The organism is Piscinibacter sp. (genome assembly GCF_050175855.1).
Lineage (GTDB): Bacteria > Pseudomonadota > Gammaproteobacteria > Burkholderiales > Burkholderiaceae_C > Piscinibacter.
In genome coordinates this window covers 1-14,112 of record NZ_JBFXIO010000085.1, presented here as the reverse complement: position 1 = coordinate 14,112, position 14,112 = coordinate 1, and the positions used below count along the sequence as shown (strand labels likewise).

Genomic DNA, 14,112 nt, shown 5'->3' with positions numbered 1-14,112 from the left:
CGGCCAGCGCATGGTTGACGAGCGTGGCCACCAGGATGCCCAGCACGATGGGCACGGGGCGGCGGAACTTCGCGGCCAGCAGCAAGGCGAGCAGCTGCGTCTTGTCACCCATTTCACCGAGGGCGACTATTCCGGTCGAGACGAGGAAGGCTTCCAAGCAAGGCTCTGGCGTCGAGGGACGCGCATTCTAGGAGCCGGGCCTTGCGGCACACTGGTAGGCATGACCCACGTGCTGGCCCGCCTGCCCGACCACGGCGAACTCGATCTGCTGTTCCTGCTCTTCCACGGCGTGGGCGCGACCGCCGACTCGATGGCCGTGCTGGCGCAGCGCCTCGCGCAGGAGTACCCGCAGGCCGCGGTGCTGTGCGTCGACGCGCCCGACGAGTTCGACGCAGCGGCCGGCCGCGGCGGCAGGCAGTGGTTCTCGATCCAGGGCATCACCGACGACAACCGGGCGGCGCGCGTGGCCGCGGCGCTGCCGCGCTTCGTCGCGACGGTGCGCGCGCTGCAGATGCGCTTCGCGATGGCGTGGCCGCGCACCGCGCTGTTCGGCTTCTCGCAGGGCGCGATCATGGCGCTGGAGGCCGCGCAGGCCGAGCCCGAGCTGGCCGGCCGCGTGATCGCCTTCTCGGGCCGCTACGCGGCCCTGCCCGACCACGCGCCGCGCGACACCTGCGTGCACCTGCTGCACGGCCTGGACGATACGGTGGTGCCGCACGGTCCGGCGGTGGCGGCGGCGCGGCAGCTGGTGGCGCTGGGTGCCGACGTCACCGCCGACGTGCTGCCTCAGGTGGGCCACGAGCTCGACCCGCGCCTCATAGAGCGCGCCATCGACCAGTTGCGCACCTTCCTGCCGCAGCGCACCTGGCGCGCCGCCTTCGAGGCCGCGCCCGTGCAGTCGACGGCCGCGTCGAGCAAAGACCTCGGCCGCTGAGGCTCGCCTTCAGTGGTGGAGCATGGGCCGGGTGATCTGCCCGTGCTGGCCGCTCCAGCGCTCGACTTCCAGCCGGTCGAGCAGCAGCTCGACGTTCTCCGCCACCAGCGGGCGCGAGAGGTGGAAGCCCTGGCCGGACTCGCACCCCATGCTGCGCAGCTGGTCGTACTGCGACTCGGTCTCGATGCCCTCGGCGATCACCGACTTGCCCAGCGACGCGCCGAGCGTGACGATGGCGCGCACCACCTCGGCTTCCTTCGAGCCGCTGCGCATGCCGCGCACGAAGGAACCATCGATCTTCAGGCTGTCGATCGGCAGCGAGGACAGGTAGCTCAGCGACGAGTAGCCGGTGCCGAAGTCGTCGATCGACAGGCCCACGCCCAGCTCGCGCAGGCGCGACAGCGTCTCGATCGCGCCGTCGACGCGGTCCATCAGCACGTTCTCGGTCAGCTCCAGCGTCAACTGGCTGGGGTTCAGCCGCGCCGCGACGATGGCGCGCGTCACGCGCTGCGCGAAGCCGCTGTGCGCGATGTCGTTGCCCGACACGTTGACCTGCATGCTCAGCTCGGCGAAGGTCTCGCTGCGCGCCTGCCACAGCTTGAGCTGGCGGCAGGCGGTATCCAGCACGAAATCGGTCAGCGGTCCGATCAGTGCCGACTCCTCGGCGATCGGAATGAAGGTGGCCGGGCTGATCAGACCCTGCACCGGATGCTGCCAGCGTGCCAGCGCCTCGAAGCCGGTGAGCCGGCCGCTGGCCAAGTTGAACAGCGGCTGGTAGGCCACGGTCAGCTGGCCCTGCTCGATGGCGCGGCGCAGGTCGCCCTCGAGCCGAACGCGGTCAGTCACCTGCTGGTGCAGCCCGGCGTCGAACAGCGCGTGGCGCGCCTTGCCGGCGGCCTTGGCGCGGTACATCGCGATGTCGGCGTCGCGCAGCACTTCCTCGGGCAGCGTGTAGCCGAAGGTGCTGAAGGTGATGCCGATGCTCGCGCTGGTGGCGATCTCGGTGCCGTTGATCTGCAGCGGCTCGGCGAGCACGAGTTGCAGCCGCTCGGCCAGCGTCACGGCATGCGCCTCGCGCTCGAGGTTGCCGCACAGCACGGCGAACTCGTCGCCGCCGAGCCGCGCCACCACGTCGCCGGGGCGCACGTGCTCGCGGATGCGCCGCGCCACCTGCACGAGGAAGGCATCGCCGGCGCTGTGCCCCATGCTGTCGTTGATCAGCTTGAAGCGGTCGAAGTCGAGGAACATCACCGCGAACCGGCGCTCCGGGTCGAGGCGCGAGGCCTCGATGGCCTGCGCCAGGTGCTCGTGGAAGCGGGCTCGGTTGGGCAGGCCGGTGAGGCTGTCGTGGAAGGCGATGTGCTGCAGACGCGCCTCGGCGCTGCGCCGCGCCGTGATGTCCTGCATCTGCACGATCAGGCTGGAGGCCTCGTTGCCGGGGTCGTCGAAGAAGCTGGCGTCCAGCGCCACCCAGACGTCGCTGCCGTCATGGTGGCGGCAGCGCAATTCGTGGGCGAAGGCGTCGGTCTGGCGGCGGTGCACACGGTCGAGCTGCCCGGAGAGCGTCGGCGCATCGTCGTGGTGAAGCAGTTCCTGGAGCCGGCGGCCGACCAGCGCCTCTTCGGACTCGCCGAGCAGCGCCGTCAGCGCGCGATTGACCTGGCGGATCTCGCCGTCGGTGGACACCAGCGCCATGCCGATCGCGGCGTGGGTGAAGGCGCTGTGGAAGCGCTGCTCGCTCAGTGCCAGCGCCTGCACGTGCAGTGCCGCCTGGGCGGCCTCGCGCTCGGCGGCCTCGACGCGGCTCTTGCGCATCGCCTCGTCGGCCTCCTGCTGGCGGAAGAAGAAGTGCAGCGTGGCCAGCAGCATGCCGACGATGGGCACCACCGCCATCAGCACGCCCGGGCCCGACTGGCCGACGGTGAGGAACAGCAGCCCGGCGATCGAGGCGCTGCCGGTATAGGCCATCGCCACCCAGCCGAAGTTGGCCAGCATCTCGCGCAGCACCATCGGCTGGTTGCGCTTGAGGTGGATGACCATCGTCGCCAGCACCGTGTTGAGCACGAAGTAGACGATCGAGAAGACCATCGCCGCCATCATCAGCAGCCCGTCGCTGTAGACGCCGCGTGCGCGCATCGCATCGAGCACGAGGTCGAGCAGCGTGCCGGCGACGAACATCGAGACGATCGCCATCGCCGGGCTGGCGATGCGGCTGGTCCAGCGCCTGGAGGTGCGCCACGAACCGACCAGCGCCTCGCCGGCGGCGGCCAGCGAGGCCGCCGGCGCGCCGTGCAGCAGCAGCACCAGGAAGATGAAGATCTCGCCGGCCGCGAACGAGTTGGTCGAGCGCGGGATGCGCACCGGGAAGAAGCCGGCCAGCGTGGCGATGGCCGCGCCGGCGACGATCTGCAGCAGCGCGTCGCGCGGCAGCCGCGCCACCTCGCCGGCGCAGTAGGCGAGCACCAGGGCGCCGATGCACACCATGGTCCACCAGTAGGTGGTGGCCTTGCGGTTGTAGTCGGGCATCAGCGCCCCGTGCAGGCGCCCCCAGGGTGTCGATCGCGCCGCGGCGAGGCCGTCCATGGCTTCAGTTCTCGCCGGTGGTGGCCGAACGGGTGTCGTACTGGATCACCGGCACGCCGGTCTCGCTGATCACCAGGCCCTCGCTGATCACCAGGCCCTCGCTGATCACCAGGCCCTCGCTGATCACCAGGCCTTCGCTGATCACCAGGCCTTCGCTGATCACCAGGCCTTCGCTGATCACGATGCCTTCGCTGATCACGATGCCCTCGCTGATCACGATGCCTTCGCTGATGACGATGCCGCTGCCGCTGGTCAGCCAGCCGGCCAGCGTGGGGGTCGGGATGAACAGGCCGGTCTTGCCGGCGTACGAGGTGCTGCCTGCCAGCGAGGTGGCATTGACCACGCCGGCCGTGACCAGCGTCTGGCTGGGCGCCACCGTGTCGCTGAACGAACGCACGAAGGTGTTGCCCGGCGTGAGCAACGTCGCACCCCAGTAGGTCGGCGTGCGCAGGCGCACCTGCGTGCCCGCCCAGGTGATGCGCGGGTTCCAGAGCGGCTGGTACTTGGTGAAGAGCGCGTCGCCGCTGAGCACGCGGTTGCCGCCGGCGAACACGATGCGCGACCAGTTGAAGCTCTGGCCGTTGACCGTCGAGCTGCGCGCAGGCATCACCTGGCCGGACGCGAGCAGGTTGGCCCCGGTGGCGATGCTGCCGTTGGCCACCGCGGTGGCGATGTCGGTGCGCAGCGCGCGCGCCAGCGCCAGCGCGCCGTCGACATTGAGCTGGCCAGCACCCTGGTGCGCCAGGCTGAAGCCGGGCAGCGGCTGCGCGGTGTACTGCAGGATCGCCTTGACCAGCGGCGGCGTCAGCCCGGGGTTGGCCTGCAGCAGCAGCGCGGCGGCGCCGGCCACGGCGGGCGCGGCGATCGAGGTGCCGCTCATCACCATCACCGACTCGTAGTAGTACTGCGCCGAGTTGGCCGGCGCGACCAAGTCGTTGTAGTGGTTGCTGGCCAGATAGTTCCAGTAGCCGGCGGCCGTGGTCGAGGCCGCGCCCAGCACCTTGTTGCCGGGGGCGACCAGGTCGGGCTTGATCAGGTTGTCGGGGCGGCGCACGCCGCTCGAATCGACGAAGCCGCCGCGCGTGGGGCCACGCGAGCTGAACATCGTCACGCTGTCGTCGCTGCGCGCGTTCGTGCCCTTGAAGTTGACCGCGCCGACGGTGATCACCGAGGGGTCGTTGCCCGGCGAGCTGATGGTGCCGAAGACTTCCTTGCCCGCGGCCGACTTGCCGAAGTTGCCGGCCGCCACCACCACGGTGATGCCGGCGGCGGTGGCGCTGCGCACCGCGATGCACAGCGGGTCGTGCAGCCAGCTCTGCGTGGACTGGGCCGCCAGGCTCAGATTCATCACGCGGATGTTGTATTCGCGGGCGTGGTAGATGACCCAGTTGATGCCTTCGATGGCGTCGCTGAGCGTGCCCAGGCCGGTGTCGTCGAGCACCTTCACGTCGTAGAGATCGGCGCCCGGCGCCACGCCGGTGTTGTCGGGTGCGGCATAGAAGCCGAAGCCGCGGCCGGCGGCCACCGAGGCCACGTGCGTGCCGTGGCCGAAGCCGTCGTGCGTGGCCGCGTAGTCGTTGGCGACGCTGTTCTCGTAGTTCGTCTGCGCCCAGGTGCCCGGCTGCAGCGAGGTCGAGGCATCCACACCCGTGGTCCAGTTCGCCAGGCCGCTGTTGAGCATGCTGACGTTGCGCTTGACGCGCTTGCCGAGCTTGCCGTCGAAGGCGCGGTGCGACGTCATCACACCGGAGTCGAGCACAGCGATGCCGACGCCGCTGCCGTCCACGCCGCTGTACCAGGTCGGGCTGGAGTAGCTGCGGCCGCGCGAGGTCAGCGTGCCGGAGACGTACTCGAGCGTGCTCAGCGTGCGCTGAACGGAGCGGTTGGGGGTGACGCTGGCGACGTCGTCGCGCTGCGCCAGTGCGTGAACCTTCTGCGCCGGGATCTGCACCGTCAGCGCGTTCATCGAGCGATGGAAGGCATGCACCGAGCCGCCCAGGCGCAGCACGGCGGCGCGCAGCTCGCGCAGTTCCGGATCGGTGGACTCGGCCACCACGATGACCTGCACATGACGCACGCCGCGCACGTCGCGCGCCCAGCGCTGGCGGGGCTTGCGGTCGGTGCGCAGTTCGTCGTCCATGTCGCGGGCGACCTTGGCGCGCAGCTTCTCGCCGAAGGGTTGGGCCTGGACCGGCGCTGCCAGCAGCGCGGCCAGCAACGCGATGATCGCCATCGCCAGCACGCCGCGCAGACTGCGCACGCGGCGCTCGATGATGACGATGAATGGCAGCAGATGGCCCATCTTCGGCTCCCGCAGGCTGCTTGGGCCTGCCCCTTGTTGACGTCCTTCAGCGGATACAGCGCGTATCCATCTGTTTCTTGGACGTCATCCTAGGGAGCATGAAGTGAGGCGTGTCGGAACAAATTCGCGCTCGAGAAAGAGCGACCACTTGCCCTCCGGGAGTTTTGCCCATTTAGTGGTCAGTCAAGGCTGACTTCGGTGCGCACGGTCCCGGCCCGATCGGCCCGCGCGACCAGCGCCAGGCGTGTGCCCTGCGGTGCGCGCACCACCCACTCGGCCACGGCGCGGTCGGCCGTCACCTCGCGCGCGGGCAGGAAGGCGATCTGCGACTGCCTGGGCGCGTGGCCCTCGAGCTGCGGGCCTTCCATGCGCTCCTTGCCGGAGACCAGCGAGATGGCCGGGTCGCCTTGCGGCAGCACGATCTCGAACATCACGCCGCGCACCACCTTGCGCTGCAGCGCCCGCTGGCTCACGTAGGCCGGCAGCCAGCCGCTGTTGGCCACCGCCATGCGCACGCGCCAGGTGTCGGGACCGAGCGCCCGAACCTCGGTGCGTAGCAATTCGAGCCTCGGCAGGCTGAGCGCCAGCTGCGTCATCCAGGCCGGGAAGCGCGCCGCCTCGCGCTCGCGCAGGTGCGGCGGCGGGTTGCGCCAGAAGTTCATCTTGTCCCAGCCGCCGATATCCACCGCACCGAGCTGCGGGTGCATGAAGGGCTTCCAGTCGACGTGGGCCTGGCCGCCGCACTGCTCGTCGCTCCACTTCAGCAGCTTGAGCTCGTCGTCCACCGGGTGCTCGCGGAACCAGTCGATCCACTTGTAGCCGCTGATGTCGGCCGCCTGGTTGGGCGACCAGATCTCCACCACCCAGAACAACGCGCCGAGATGCTCGTACAGCCAGTCCTGCGTGCCGCCGATCACTTCGCGCGGGTGGTACTTGAACTCGTGCCAGATGCTCACCGCCGGGTAGCCGGTGAGCTCGGTGCCGAGCTTGCTGAAGCGCTGGTAGCTCCACAGGTCTTCCGGGATCATGTCGTCGTCGCTGCAGGTGCCCATGGGCCGCAGGATCACGCCGCTGTGGGTGTGGTAGCTGATGCCGGCGCCGATGTTCGGGTGCTTGACGACGAAGTCGACCATCGCGCGCACCTCGGGCTCGCTGGTCGGGTAGGGCCCGGCCCCGACCTGCTCGAACTCCTGGCGCCAGAAGGCCGGGAAGTTGCGGTTCAGGTCCAGGCCTTCGAGGTCCCTGTTGACCTTGACGGTCAGCCCGTCCCAGTTCTTCAGCGTGCCCTCGGGGATCAGCCGGTAGTACTCGCCGCCGAACTCGCCGGGCTCGCGCGGCACCATCAGCCGCGGGTCCTGCGCGCACTTCTTGTAGGCACCGTGCGGGTCGGGGATGCGCATCGTGAGGATGCGGCCGTCGCCGTCGACGTCTTCCATCGTCAGGCCCTCGACCGGCGGCTCGTCGAAGGGATAGGGCCGCGTCGACGAACGGATGTGCCGCGGCCGGTCGGCCAGCGCGAGTTCGGCGCCGTCGGGGTTCAGGCGCGGGCACAGGTAGAGCGCGCGGGTGTCGAGCAGCTGGGTGATCTTCGGATCGCTGCCGTAGCCGGTGACGAGCTGGTGCAGGAAGTACAGCACGGCGGTGCTGGCGGTCAGCTCGGCGGCGTGGATGTTGCCGTCGCACCAGAAGGCCGGCTTGTCGATCGCCGCGCCGGTGGCGGTGTTGGTGACGGTGACGACCCAGATGTCGCGGCCCTCGTGGCTCTTGCCGATCGACTCGACCGTCACCAGGCCGGGGTGCGCATCGGCGTAGTCGAACAGCAGCCGGGTAAGGGCGTCGTACTTGTAGAAGGTGTCGAAGCGCGGCGTGGGGGTGGCGGGCAGGGTCATGGACGAAGGGGGCGGAAAGGAATCAATGGATGCGCGCGCCGTCCTGGAACACCGCCAGGTCGCCGGGCGCCAGCGGCGTCCAGCGTTCGTCGGTGGTCAGCGGCTCGGTGACGATGACGGCCACGCGGTCGCGCGGCGTGGTCACGGCGGAGAAATCGACGCTCAGGTCCTCGTCGGCCAGGCGTGCGGCGCGGAACGGGTGCTCGCGCACCAGCCAGTGGAGCTGGGTGGAGCAGTGCACCCACAACGCCTGGCCGTTGCTGAGCATGAAGTTGAAGGTGCCGTGCGCGGCGATGGCCGGCACCAGCTCGCGCAGCGTGGCGCTCAGTTCGGCCACGCTGGGCACGCTGGCGTGCGCCTTGGCCAGCTCCTGCATCAGCCAGCAGAAGGCGCGCTCGCTGTCGGTGTCGCCCACCGGGCGGAAGCCGGCATGCAGACGCGGCGCGTAGGCCTTGAGGTCGCCGTTGTGAGCGAACACCCAGTAGCGGCCCCACAGCTCGCGCTGGAACGGGTGCGTGTTCTCCAGCGCCACCCGGCCCTGCGTGGCCTTGCGGATGTGGGCGATGACATGGCAGCTCTTGATCGGGTAGCGCCGCACCATCTCGGCCACCGGCGAGTGCCGCGCGCTCTGCGCATCGACGAAGACGCGCGCGCCGGGCCCCTCGAAGAAGGCGATGCCGAAGCCGTCCTTGTGCTCCTCGGCCCGGGTGGAGAAGCCGGTGAAGCTGAACACCACGTCGGTCGGGGTGTTGGCGTTCAGGCCCAGCAATTGGCACATGGGCGCTATTCCGTGAACAGGCGGTAGAAGCCCTTGGCGGTGAGCAGCTGGCCGGGGTTGCTGCTCTCGTCGAGCACGCCGCTCATGCGGCGCAGCACGCGCTCGCTGCGCTGGCCTCGCCACAGCACCAGGTCGGCCAGCCAGGGGTGGCGGTTGACCCAGTTGGCGCGCTCGTACAGCGCGAAGCGCGGCTTCAGCGCAGCGAGCTTCGCCTCGTAGTCGTGCCGCACTGCCTCGTCGGCCGCGCCGCGCGCGAGGCCGCCCAGCAGCGACTCGGCGGCCAGCATGCCGGTCTCCATCGCCTTGCCGATGCCCTCGCCGGTGAAGGCGTAGGTGCTGCCCGCGGCCTCGCCGGTGACCAGCAGCCCCGGCCGCGAGAAGCGCGCGCCCTGCAGCGAGGTGCGCAGCGGCGCGCCGCGCAAGGGGGCGAGCCATTGGCCGCCGGCCACCAGCTCGCGCGCCGGCGCATAGATGCGGGTGAAGGCGTCGAACAGGCCGCGCAGGTTCCCCTCGCCGCCAGCGCGGCGGTCGAACACGCCGACGCCGATGTTGAACACGCCGTCGCGGCACGGAAAGATCCAGCCGTAGCCGGGCGCCACGGCGCGGTGCCACACCACCTCGAGCTTGTCGATTCGGCCGTGCATCGCGTCGTTCTTCAGGTGGCCGCGTAGCGCCACGCCGCTGGGCGCCTGGCGCAGCGCCATGCCGGCGGCGATCAGCGCCTGCGGCACCGCGCCGCTGGCCAGCACCAGCCACCGGCAGCGGATCTCGCGCTGCGCGCCGCCGTGGGCCACGCGCGCCCCCGCCACCACGCCGGCGTCCTCGATCGGCGCGACGAATCGCACCGGCGCGAACATGCGTGCGCCGGCGCGCACGGCGCCAAGGCAGACGATGTGATCGAGCTCTCGCCGCGGCAGCACGGCCAGCGTGCCGGGCACGTCGACGCGGATGCCGCGCGGCGAGATCAGGCCGGCATGCGTGACCGCCTGCGCCTGCGCCATCACCTCGTCGAGCACGCCGAGGCGGCGCAGCGCACGGTGCGCATCGGGGATGAGGCCGTCGCCGCAGACCTTGTCGCGCGGGAAGGCGTGCTGGTCGATCAGCACCACGTCGGCGCCGCCGCGCGCCAGCAGCGTGGCCGCCGCGCTGCCGGCCGGACCGGCGCCGACGACGAGAACGTCGCAACGCTCGGGCAGGTGATCGACAGGGAGGTTCATGCGTGCGGGCAGGAGTGGCGGCAGATTCTAGGAGCCGGCCTCGAACAGCGATGGCTGGCTGCCGAAACGCGCCCGCTCGATCTCCAGCAGCCGCAGCTTGGTGGCCACCCCGCCGGGCGCCGAGAAGCCACCGCTCGCGCCGCGGGCTGCGAGCACGCGATGGCAAGGAACGATCACCGCGCAGGGGTTGGCGCCGAGCGCCTGGCCCACGGCGCGTGCCGCGCCGGCTTCGCCGACGGCCTCGGCGAGTTCACCGTAGGTGCAGGTCTGCCCGGGGCGCAGCCGCCGCGCCGCCTCGTAGACGCGCTGATGGAAGGCGGGCGCGCCGCGCAGGTCGAGCACGATGTCGGCGAGGTCACGCACCTGCCCGCCGAGCAGTGCGCGGACGGCGACGAGGGCCGCACGCACTTCAGGCGGGGGCGCCATCTCGGCCGACTGCGGGGCGCGCCGGCGCAGCGCCGCCCGGGTTCGAGACGGGTCGGCGCCAGGCAGCAGCAGGTCGGTGATGCCAGCCTCGCTCCAGGCCACGCCGCAGCTGCCGATCGGCGTATCGAACAGCGCGTGGCCCAGGGTGCTCATGTCGCGGCATTGTGCGCCGGAAGGCGCTGCGTTGAGGGGCGTCAAGCACCGCAACACCGGGCGCTGCGACGATGTCATCGAGGCGGCGGCCGCCGCCCGCGACGACAAGAGAAAGGATCCCCGTGACGTACTTCCATGCCGTGGTCTGGCTCGACCACAAGACCGCGCAGGTTCTCCAGTTCGACGCCGAGCATGTGCAGGCGCAGAAGGTGAAGGCGCACACCCATCACACCGCATACCACGGCAGCGGCGTGCGCACTGAGCACGAGTTCTTCGGCGAGGTGTGCGACGCGCTCAAGGGCATCACCGAAGTGCTGGTGACGGGCTCGCGCACCGCCACGGCCGACTTCAAGCACTACGCGGAGAAGCACCGCGCCGAGGCAGCGAAGCAGATCGTCGGCTACGAGACGGTCGACCACCCGAGCGAGGCGCAGCTGGTGGCGCTGGCCCGCAAGTACTTCCTCAAGTACGACCGGATGGCAGGCACTCCCACCCCGACTTGACGGAGCCCCCGGCCGCGGCGGACCGCGGCCACCCCCCGCGGGGGTTCGCCGGCCGCTTCGGAGCGGCCGGGCGCTGGCCGGCGGTTGTTCCGACCGTCAGGCGGCCATGGCGGTGGCTTGCGGCGTCGCCGACTTCACCTCCAGCCGGGCCGCGTGCAGCAGCGGCTCGGTGTAGCCGCTGGGCTGCTCCTTGCCCTTGAAGACGAGGTCGATCGCCGCCTTGTAGGCGCGGCTCGAATCCCATTTCCCGGCCATCGGCTGGTACAGCGCGTCGCCGGCGTTCTGCTTGTCCACCACCTTGGCCATGCGGCGGAAGGTGGCGTTGACCTGCGCCTTGGTGACCACGCCGTGGTGCAGCCAGTTGGCGATGTGCTGGCTGCTGATGCGCAGCGTGGCGCGGTCTTCCATCAGGCCGACGTTGTGGATGTCCGGCACCTTGGAGCAGCCCACGCCCTGGTCGACCCAGCGCACCACGTAGCCGAGGATGCCCTGGGCGTTGTTGTCCAGCTCCTGCTGCTTCTGCTCGTCGCTCCAGACCGGCTTCTTCACCACCGGCACGGTCAGCAAACCGGCCAGCAGCGTTTCGCGCTCGGCCTCGGCGTCGATCTTCTCCAGCTCCTTCTGCACCTTGAACACGTCGACCTGGTGGTAGTGCAGCGCGTGCAGCGTGGCCGCCGTCGGGCTCGGCACCCAGGCGGTGTTGGCGCCGGCCTTCGGATGGGCGATCTTCTGCTCGAGCATGGCCTTCATCAGGTCGGGCATGGCCCACATGCCCTTGCCGATCTGCGCCTTGCCGCGCAGCCCGCACGACAGGCCCACCACCACGTTGTTGCGCTCGTAGGCCTGGATCCAGGCGCTGGTCTTCATGTCGCCCTTGCGCAGCATCGGGCCGGCGAGCATCGCGGTGTGCATCTCGTCGCCGGTGCGGTCGAGGAAGCCGGTGTTGATGAAGGCCACGCGCGAGGCCGCCGCGGCGATGCAGGCCTTCAGGTTGACGCTGGTGCGGCGCTCCTCGTCCATGATGCCCAGCTTCACCGTGCTGTCGGGCAGGCCGAGCACCTTCTCGACGCGGCCGAACAGCTCGCTGGCGAAGGCCACCTCGGCCGGGCCGTGCATCTTCGGCTTGACGATGTAGACCGAGCCGGTGCGCGAGTTGGTGATGCCGTTGCGACCATGGCGCTGCAGGTCGTGCAGCGCGATGGTGGTGGTGATCACCGCGTCCATGATGCCTTCCGGGATCTCCTGCGAGTCTCCAGCGGCATTCGTCCAGAGGATCGCCGGGTTGCACATCAGGTGGCCGACGTTGCGCACGAACAGCAGCGAGCGTCCGTGCAGCAGCACGTCTTCGCCGCGCGGGCCGGTATAGCGGCGGTCCGGGTTCAGGCCGCGGGTGAAGGTCTTGCCGCCCTTGCTGACTTCTTCGGTGAGCGTGCCCTCGATGATGCCCAGCCAGTTGCCGTAGGCCTGCACCTTGTCCTCGGCGTCGACGACGGCCACCGAGTCCTCCAGGTCGAGGATGGTCGACAGCGCCGACTCCAGCACCAGGTCCGCCACGCCGGCCGGATCCGTCGCGCCGATCGGGTGCGCACGATCGATGCGGATGTCCATGTGCAGGCCGTGGTGCGACAGCAGCACCGACTTCGGCGCGTCCATCTCGCCCTGGAAGCCGACGAACTGCGCCGGGTTCTTCAGGCCCACGCTCTTGCCGTCTTTCAGCGTCACGAGCAGGTTGTTGTCGACCACGCGGTAGGCCGTCGAATCGATGTGCGAGCCCTTCTTCAGCGGCACGCAGCGGTCGAGCACGTAGCGCGCGAACTCGATGACCTTGGCGCCGCGCTTCGGGTTGTAGCCGCTGCCCTTCTCGCAGCCGTCGGCCTCGGCGATCACGTCGGTGCCGTACAGCGCGTCGTACAGCGAGCCCCATCGGGCGTTGGCGGCGTTCAGCGCATAGCGCGCGTTGGTGATCGGCACCACCAGCTGCGGGCCGGCCTGCAGCGCGAGCTCGGCGTCGACGTTCTTCGTCGTCGCCTTGACTTTCTTCGGTTCCGGGACCAGGTAGCCGATCTGCTCGAGGAACTTGCGATAGGCCTTCGGCTTGGTGATCGGGCCGGGATTCGCCTGGTGCCAGGCGTCGAGCTCGGACTGCAGCCGGTCGCGCTCGGCCAGCAGCGCGGCGTTCTTCGGCGCCAGGTCGGCGACGATGGCGTCGAAACCGGCCCAGAAGGTCTCGCTCGCGACGCCGGTCCCGGGCAGCACGCGGTCCTCGATGAAGCGGTACAGCGGCGTGGCCACGTGCAGGCGGTGGCAGGTGGTGCGGTCGGTCATGGTGATCCTCGAGAGGTCAGGGAGTCGGAAAGAAGTCGAGCACGTCGCGCAGGCTGCTGCCGATGCGCGTCGGTGCGGTGTCGAGCTGCTCGATCGGCAGGCCCGCGCGGTTCACCCACAGCGTGGTGTAGCCGTACCAGGTGGCGCCGATGGCGTCCCAGCAGTTGCTGGAGACGAACAGGATGTCGCGCGCGGGCAGCCCCAGCGCCTGCGGGCCCAGCGCATAGGCGGCCGGGTCGGTCTTGTACTTGCGGATGCCGTGCACGCTCAGCACCGGGTCGAGCAGGCCGCTGAAACCGGCACTCCTGACCGCGACGCCGAGCATCTCCGGATCGCCGTTGGAGAGGATGCCGGCCTTGATGCCGCGCGATTGCAGCGCGCGCAGCACCTCCAGGTTCTCGGGGAAGGCGCTGAGGTGGCGGTACTGGTTCATCAGCCGCTCTTCGGCCGCCGCGTCCAGCACGAGGCCCAGGCGTTGCGCGGCAAAGCGCAGTCCGGCGCGGGTCAGGTCCCAGAACGGCCGGTACTGGCCGCTCATCGAGCACAGGCGCGTGTACTCGATCTGCTTGTCGCGCCACAGCACGCCGAGCTTGTCGCCCTGGCCTGGAAACAGCTGCTCGGCCAGCAGCCCGACGCTGTAGACGTCGAACAGCGTGCCATAGGCATCGAACAGCACCGCGCGCGGCACGTGCATGGGGTTTCCCGGCCTGGATTCCATGCCAGGAATCTATTTCATGCCGACAACAACATTAATAACGCGAAAAGTCTTGGATTTGTGACGCCAGCGGAGGAATCGGGGTCCCGCGAGCATAATTCGTGGCCATGGACCGGCTCAAGCAGATCGAATCCTTCGTCTCCGTGGCCGCGCGCGGCAGTCTCACGGCCGCTGCCAATGCGGAAGGCGTGGCGCCGGCGGTGATCGGCCGGCGCATCGATGCGCTGGAGGAGCGCCTGGGCGTCAAGCTGCTGGTGCGCACCACGCGCAAGATCACGCTGACCCAC

12 protein-coding genes are annotated in these 14,112 nt (G+C 69.9%); 3 read left to right on the top strand and 9 right to left on the bottom strand.

All coding sequences use genetic code 11. The features are described from left to right. Window positions 1-157: TMEM165/GDT1 family protein (locus AB7U92_RS08890; protein ID WP_428575827.1), on the bottom strand; the 157-nt coding region annotated here is incomplete at its 3' end. 63 nt (window positions 158-220) lie between these two features. On the opposite strand from AB7U92_RS08890, the gene ypfH reads away from it, so the two are divergent. Beyond that, window positions 221-934, top strand: a complete 714-nt coding sequence (ypfH, locus tag AB7U92_RS08885; RefSeq protein WP_428575826.1) for an esterase — start codon at window positions 221-223, stop codon at window positions 932-934. 9 nt (window positions 935-943) lie between these two features. Here the strand turns inward: ypfH and AB7U92_RS08880 are convergent, their stop codons facing one another. The 6 genes from AB7U92_RS08880 to AB7U92_RS08855 form a co-directional block, all read right to left on the bottom strand. Beyond that, on the bottom strand, window positions 944-3,517 hold the full coding sequence (locus AB7U92_RS08880) for a putative bifunctional diguanylate cyclase/phosphodiesterase (RefSeq protein ID WP_428575825.1): 2,574 nt from the start codon (window positions 3,515-3,517) through the stop codon (window positions 944-946). Window positions 3,518-3,521: 4 nt separating this feature from the next. Continuing rightward, window positions 3,522-5,819 (bottom strand): S8 family serine peptidase, encoded by a 2,298-nt coding sequence (locus tag AB7U92_RS08875; protein WP_428575824.1) that lies wholly within the window; start codon window positions 5,817-5,819, stop codon window positions 3,522-3,524. A 179-nt stretch (window positions 5,820-5,998) separates the two neighbouring features. Continuing rightward, window positions 5,999-7,708 carry a M14 family metallopeptidase gene (locus AB7U92_RS08870; protein WP_428575823.1) on the bottom strand — a complete coding sequence of 570 codons (1,710 nt, stop codon included), beginning with the start codon at window positions 7,706-7,708 and terminating at the stop codon, window positions 5,999-6,001. A 22-nt stretch (window positions 7,709-7,730) separates the two neighbouring features. Continuing rightward, window positions 7,731-8,486, bottom strand: coding sequence for a class II glutamine amidotransferase (locus tag AB7U92_RS08865; RefSeq protein ID WP_428575822.1), 756 nt, complete (start codon window positions 8,484-8,486; stop codon window positions 7,731-7,733). Between the two features lie 5 nt (window positions 8,487-8,491). Further along, entirely contained in the window at window positions 8,492-9,703 is a 1,212-nt protein-coding gene (locus AB7U92_RS08860) for an NAD(P)/FAD-dependent oxidoreductase (RefSeq protein WP_428575821.1), read from the bottom strand. Window positions 9,704-9,730: 27 nt separating this feature from the next. Continuing rightward, the gene (locus tag AB7U92_RS08855) at window positions 9,731-10,282 is read right to left on the bottom strand and encodes a methylated-DNA--[protein]-cysteine S-methyltransferase (protein ID WP_428575820.1); all 552 of its coding nucleotides are present in this window, start codon (window positions 10,280-10,282) and stop codon (window positions 9,731-9,733) included. Between the two features lie 122 nt (window positions 10,283-10,404). On the opposite strand from AB7U92_RS08855, the gene AB7U92_RS08850 reads away from it, so the two are divergent. Beyond that, complete coding sequence (locus tag AB7U92_RS08850; protein ID WP_428575819.1) at window positions 10,405-10,785, top strand: hypothetical protein; 381 nt, start codon at window positions 10,405-10,407, stop codon at window positions 10,783-10,785. A 96-nt stretch (window positions 10,786-10,881) separates the two neighbouring features. Here the strand turns inward: AB7U92_RS08850 and AB7U92_RS08845 are convergent, their stop codons facing one another. Both AB7U92_RS08845 and AB7U92_RS08840 read right to left on the bottom strand, forming a co-directional pair. Further along, window positions 10,882-13,110 carry a malate synthase G gene (locus AB7U92_RS08845; protein WP_428575818.1) on the bottom strand — a complete coding sequence of 743 codons (2,229 nt, stop codon included), beginning with the start codon at window positions 13,108-13,110 and terminating at the stop codon, window positions 10,882-10,884. 16 nt (window positions 13,111-13,126) lie between these two features. Continuing rightward, complete coding sequence (locus AB7U92_RS08840; protein WP_428575817.1) at window positions 13,127-13,804, bottom strand: haloacid dehalogenase type II; 678 nt, start codon at window positions 13,802-13,804, stop codon at window positions 13,127-13,129. Between the two features lie 128 nt (window positions 13,805-13,932). Here AB7U92_RS08840 and AB7U92_RS08835 point away from each other — a divergent pair. Beyond that, window positions 13,933-14,112: helix-turn-helix domain-containing protein (locus AB7U92_RS08835; RefSeq protein WP_428575816.1), on the top strand; the 180-nt coding region annotated here is incomplete at its 3' end.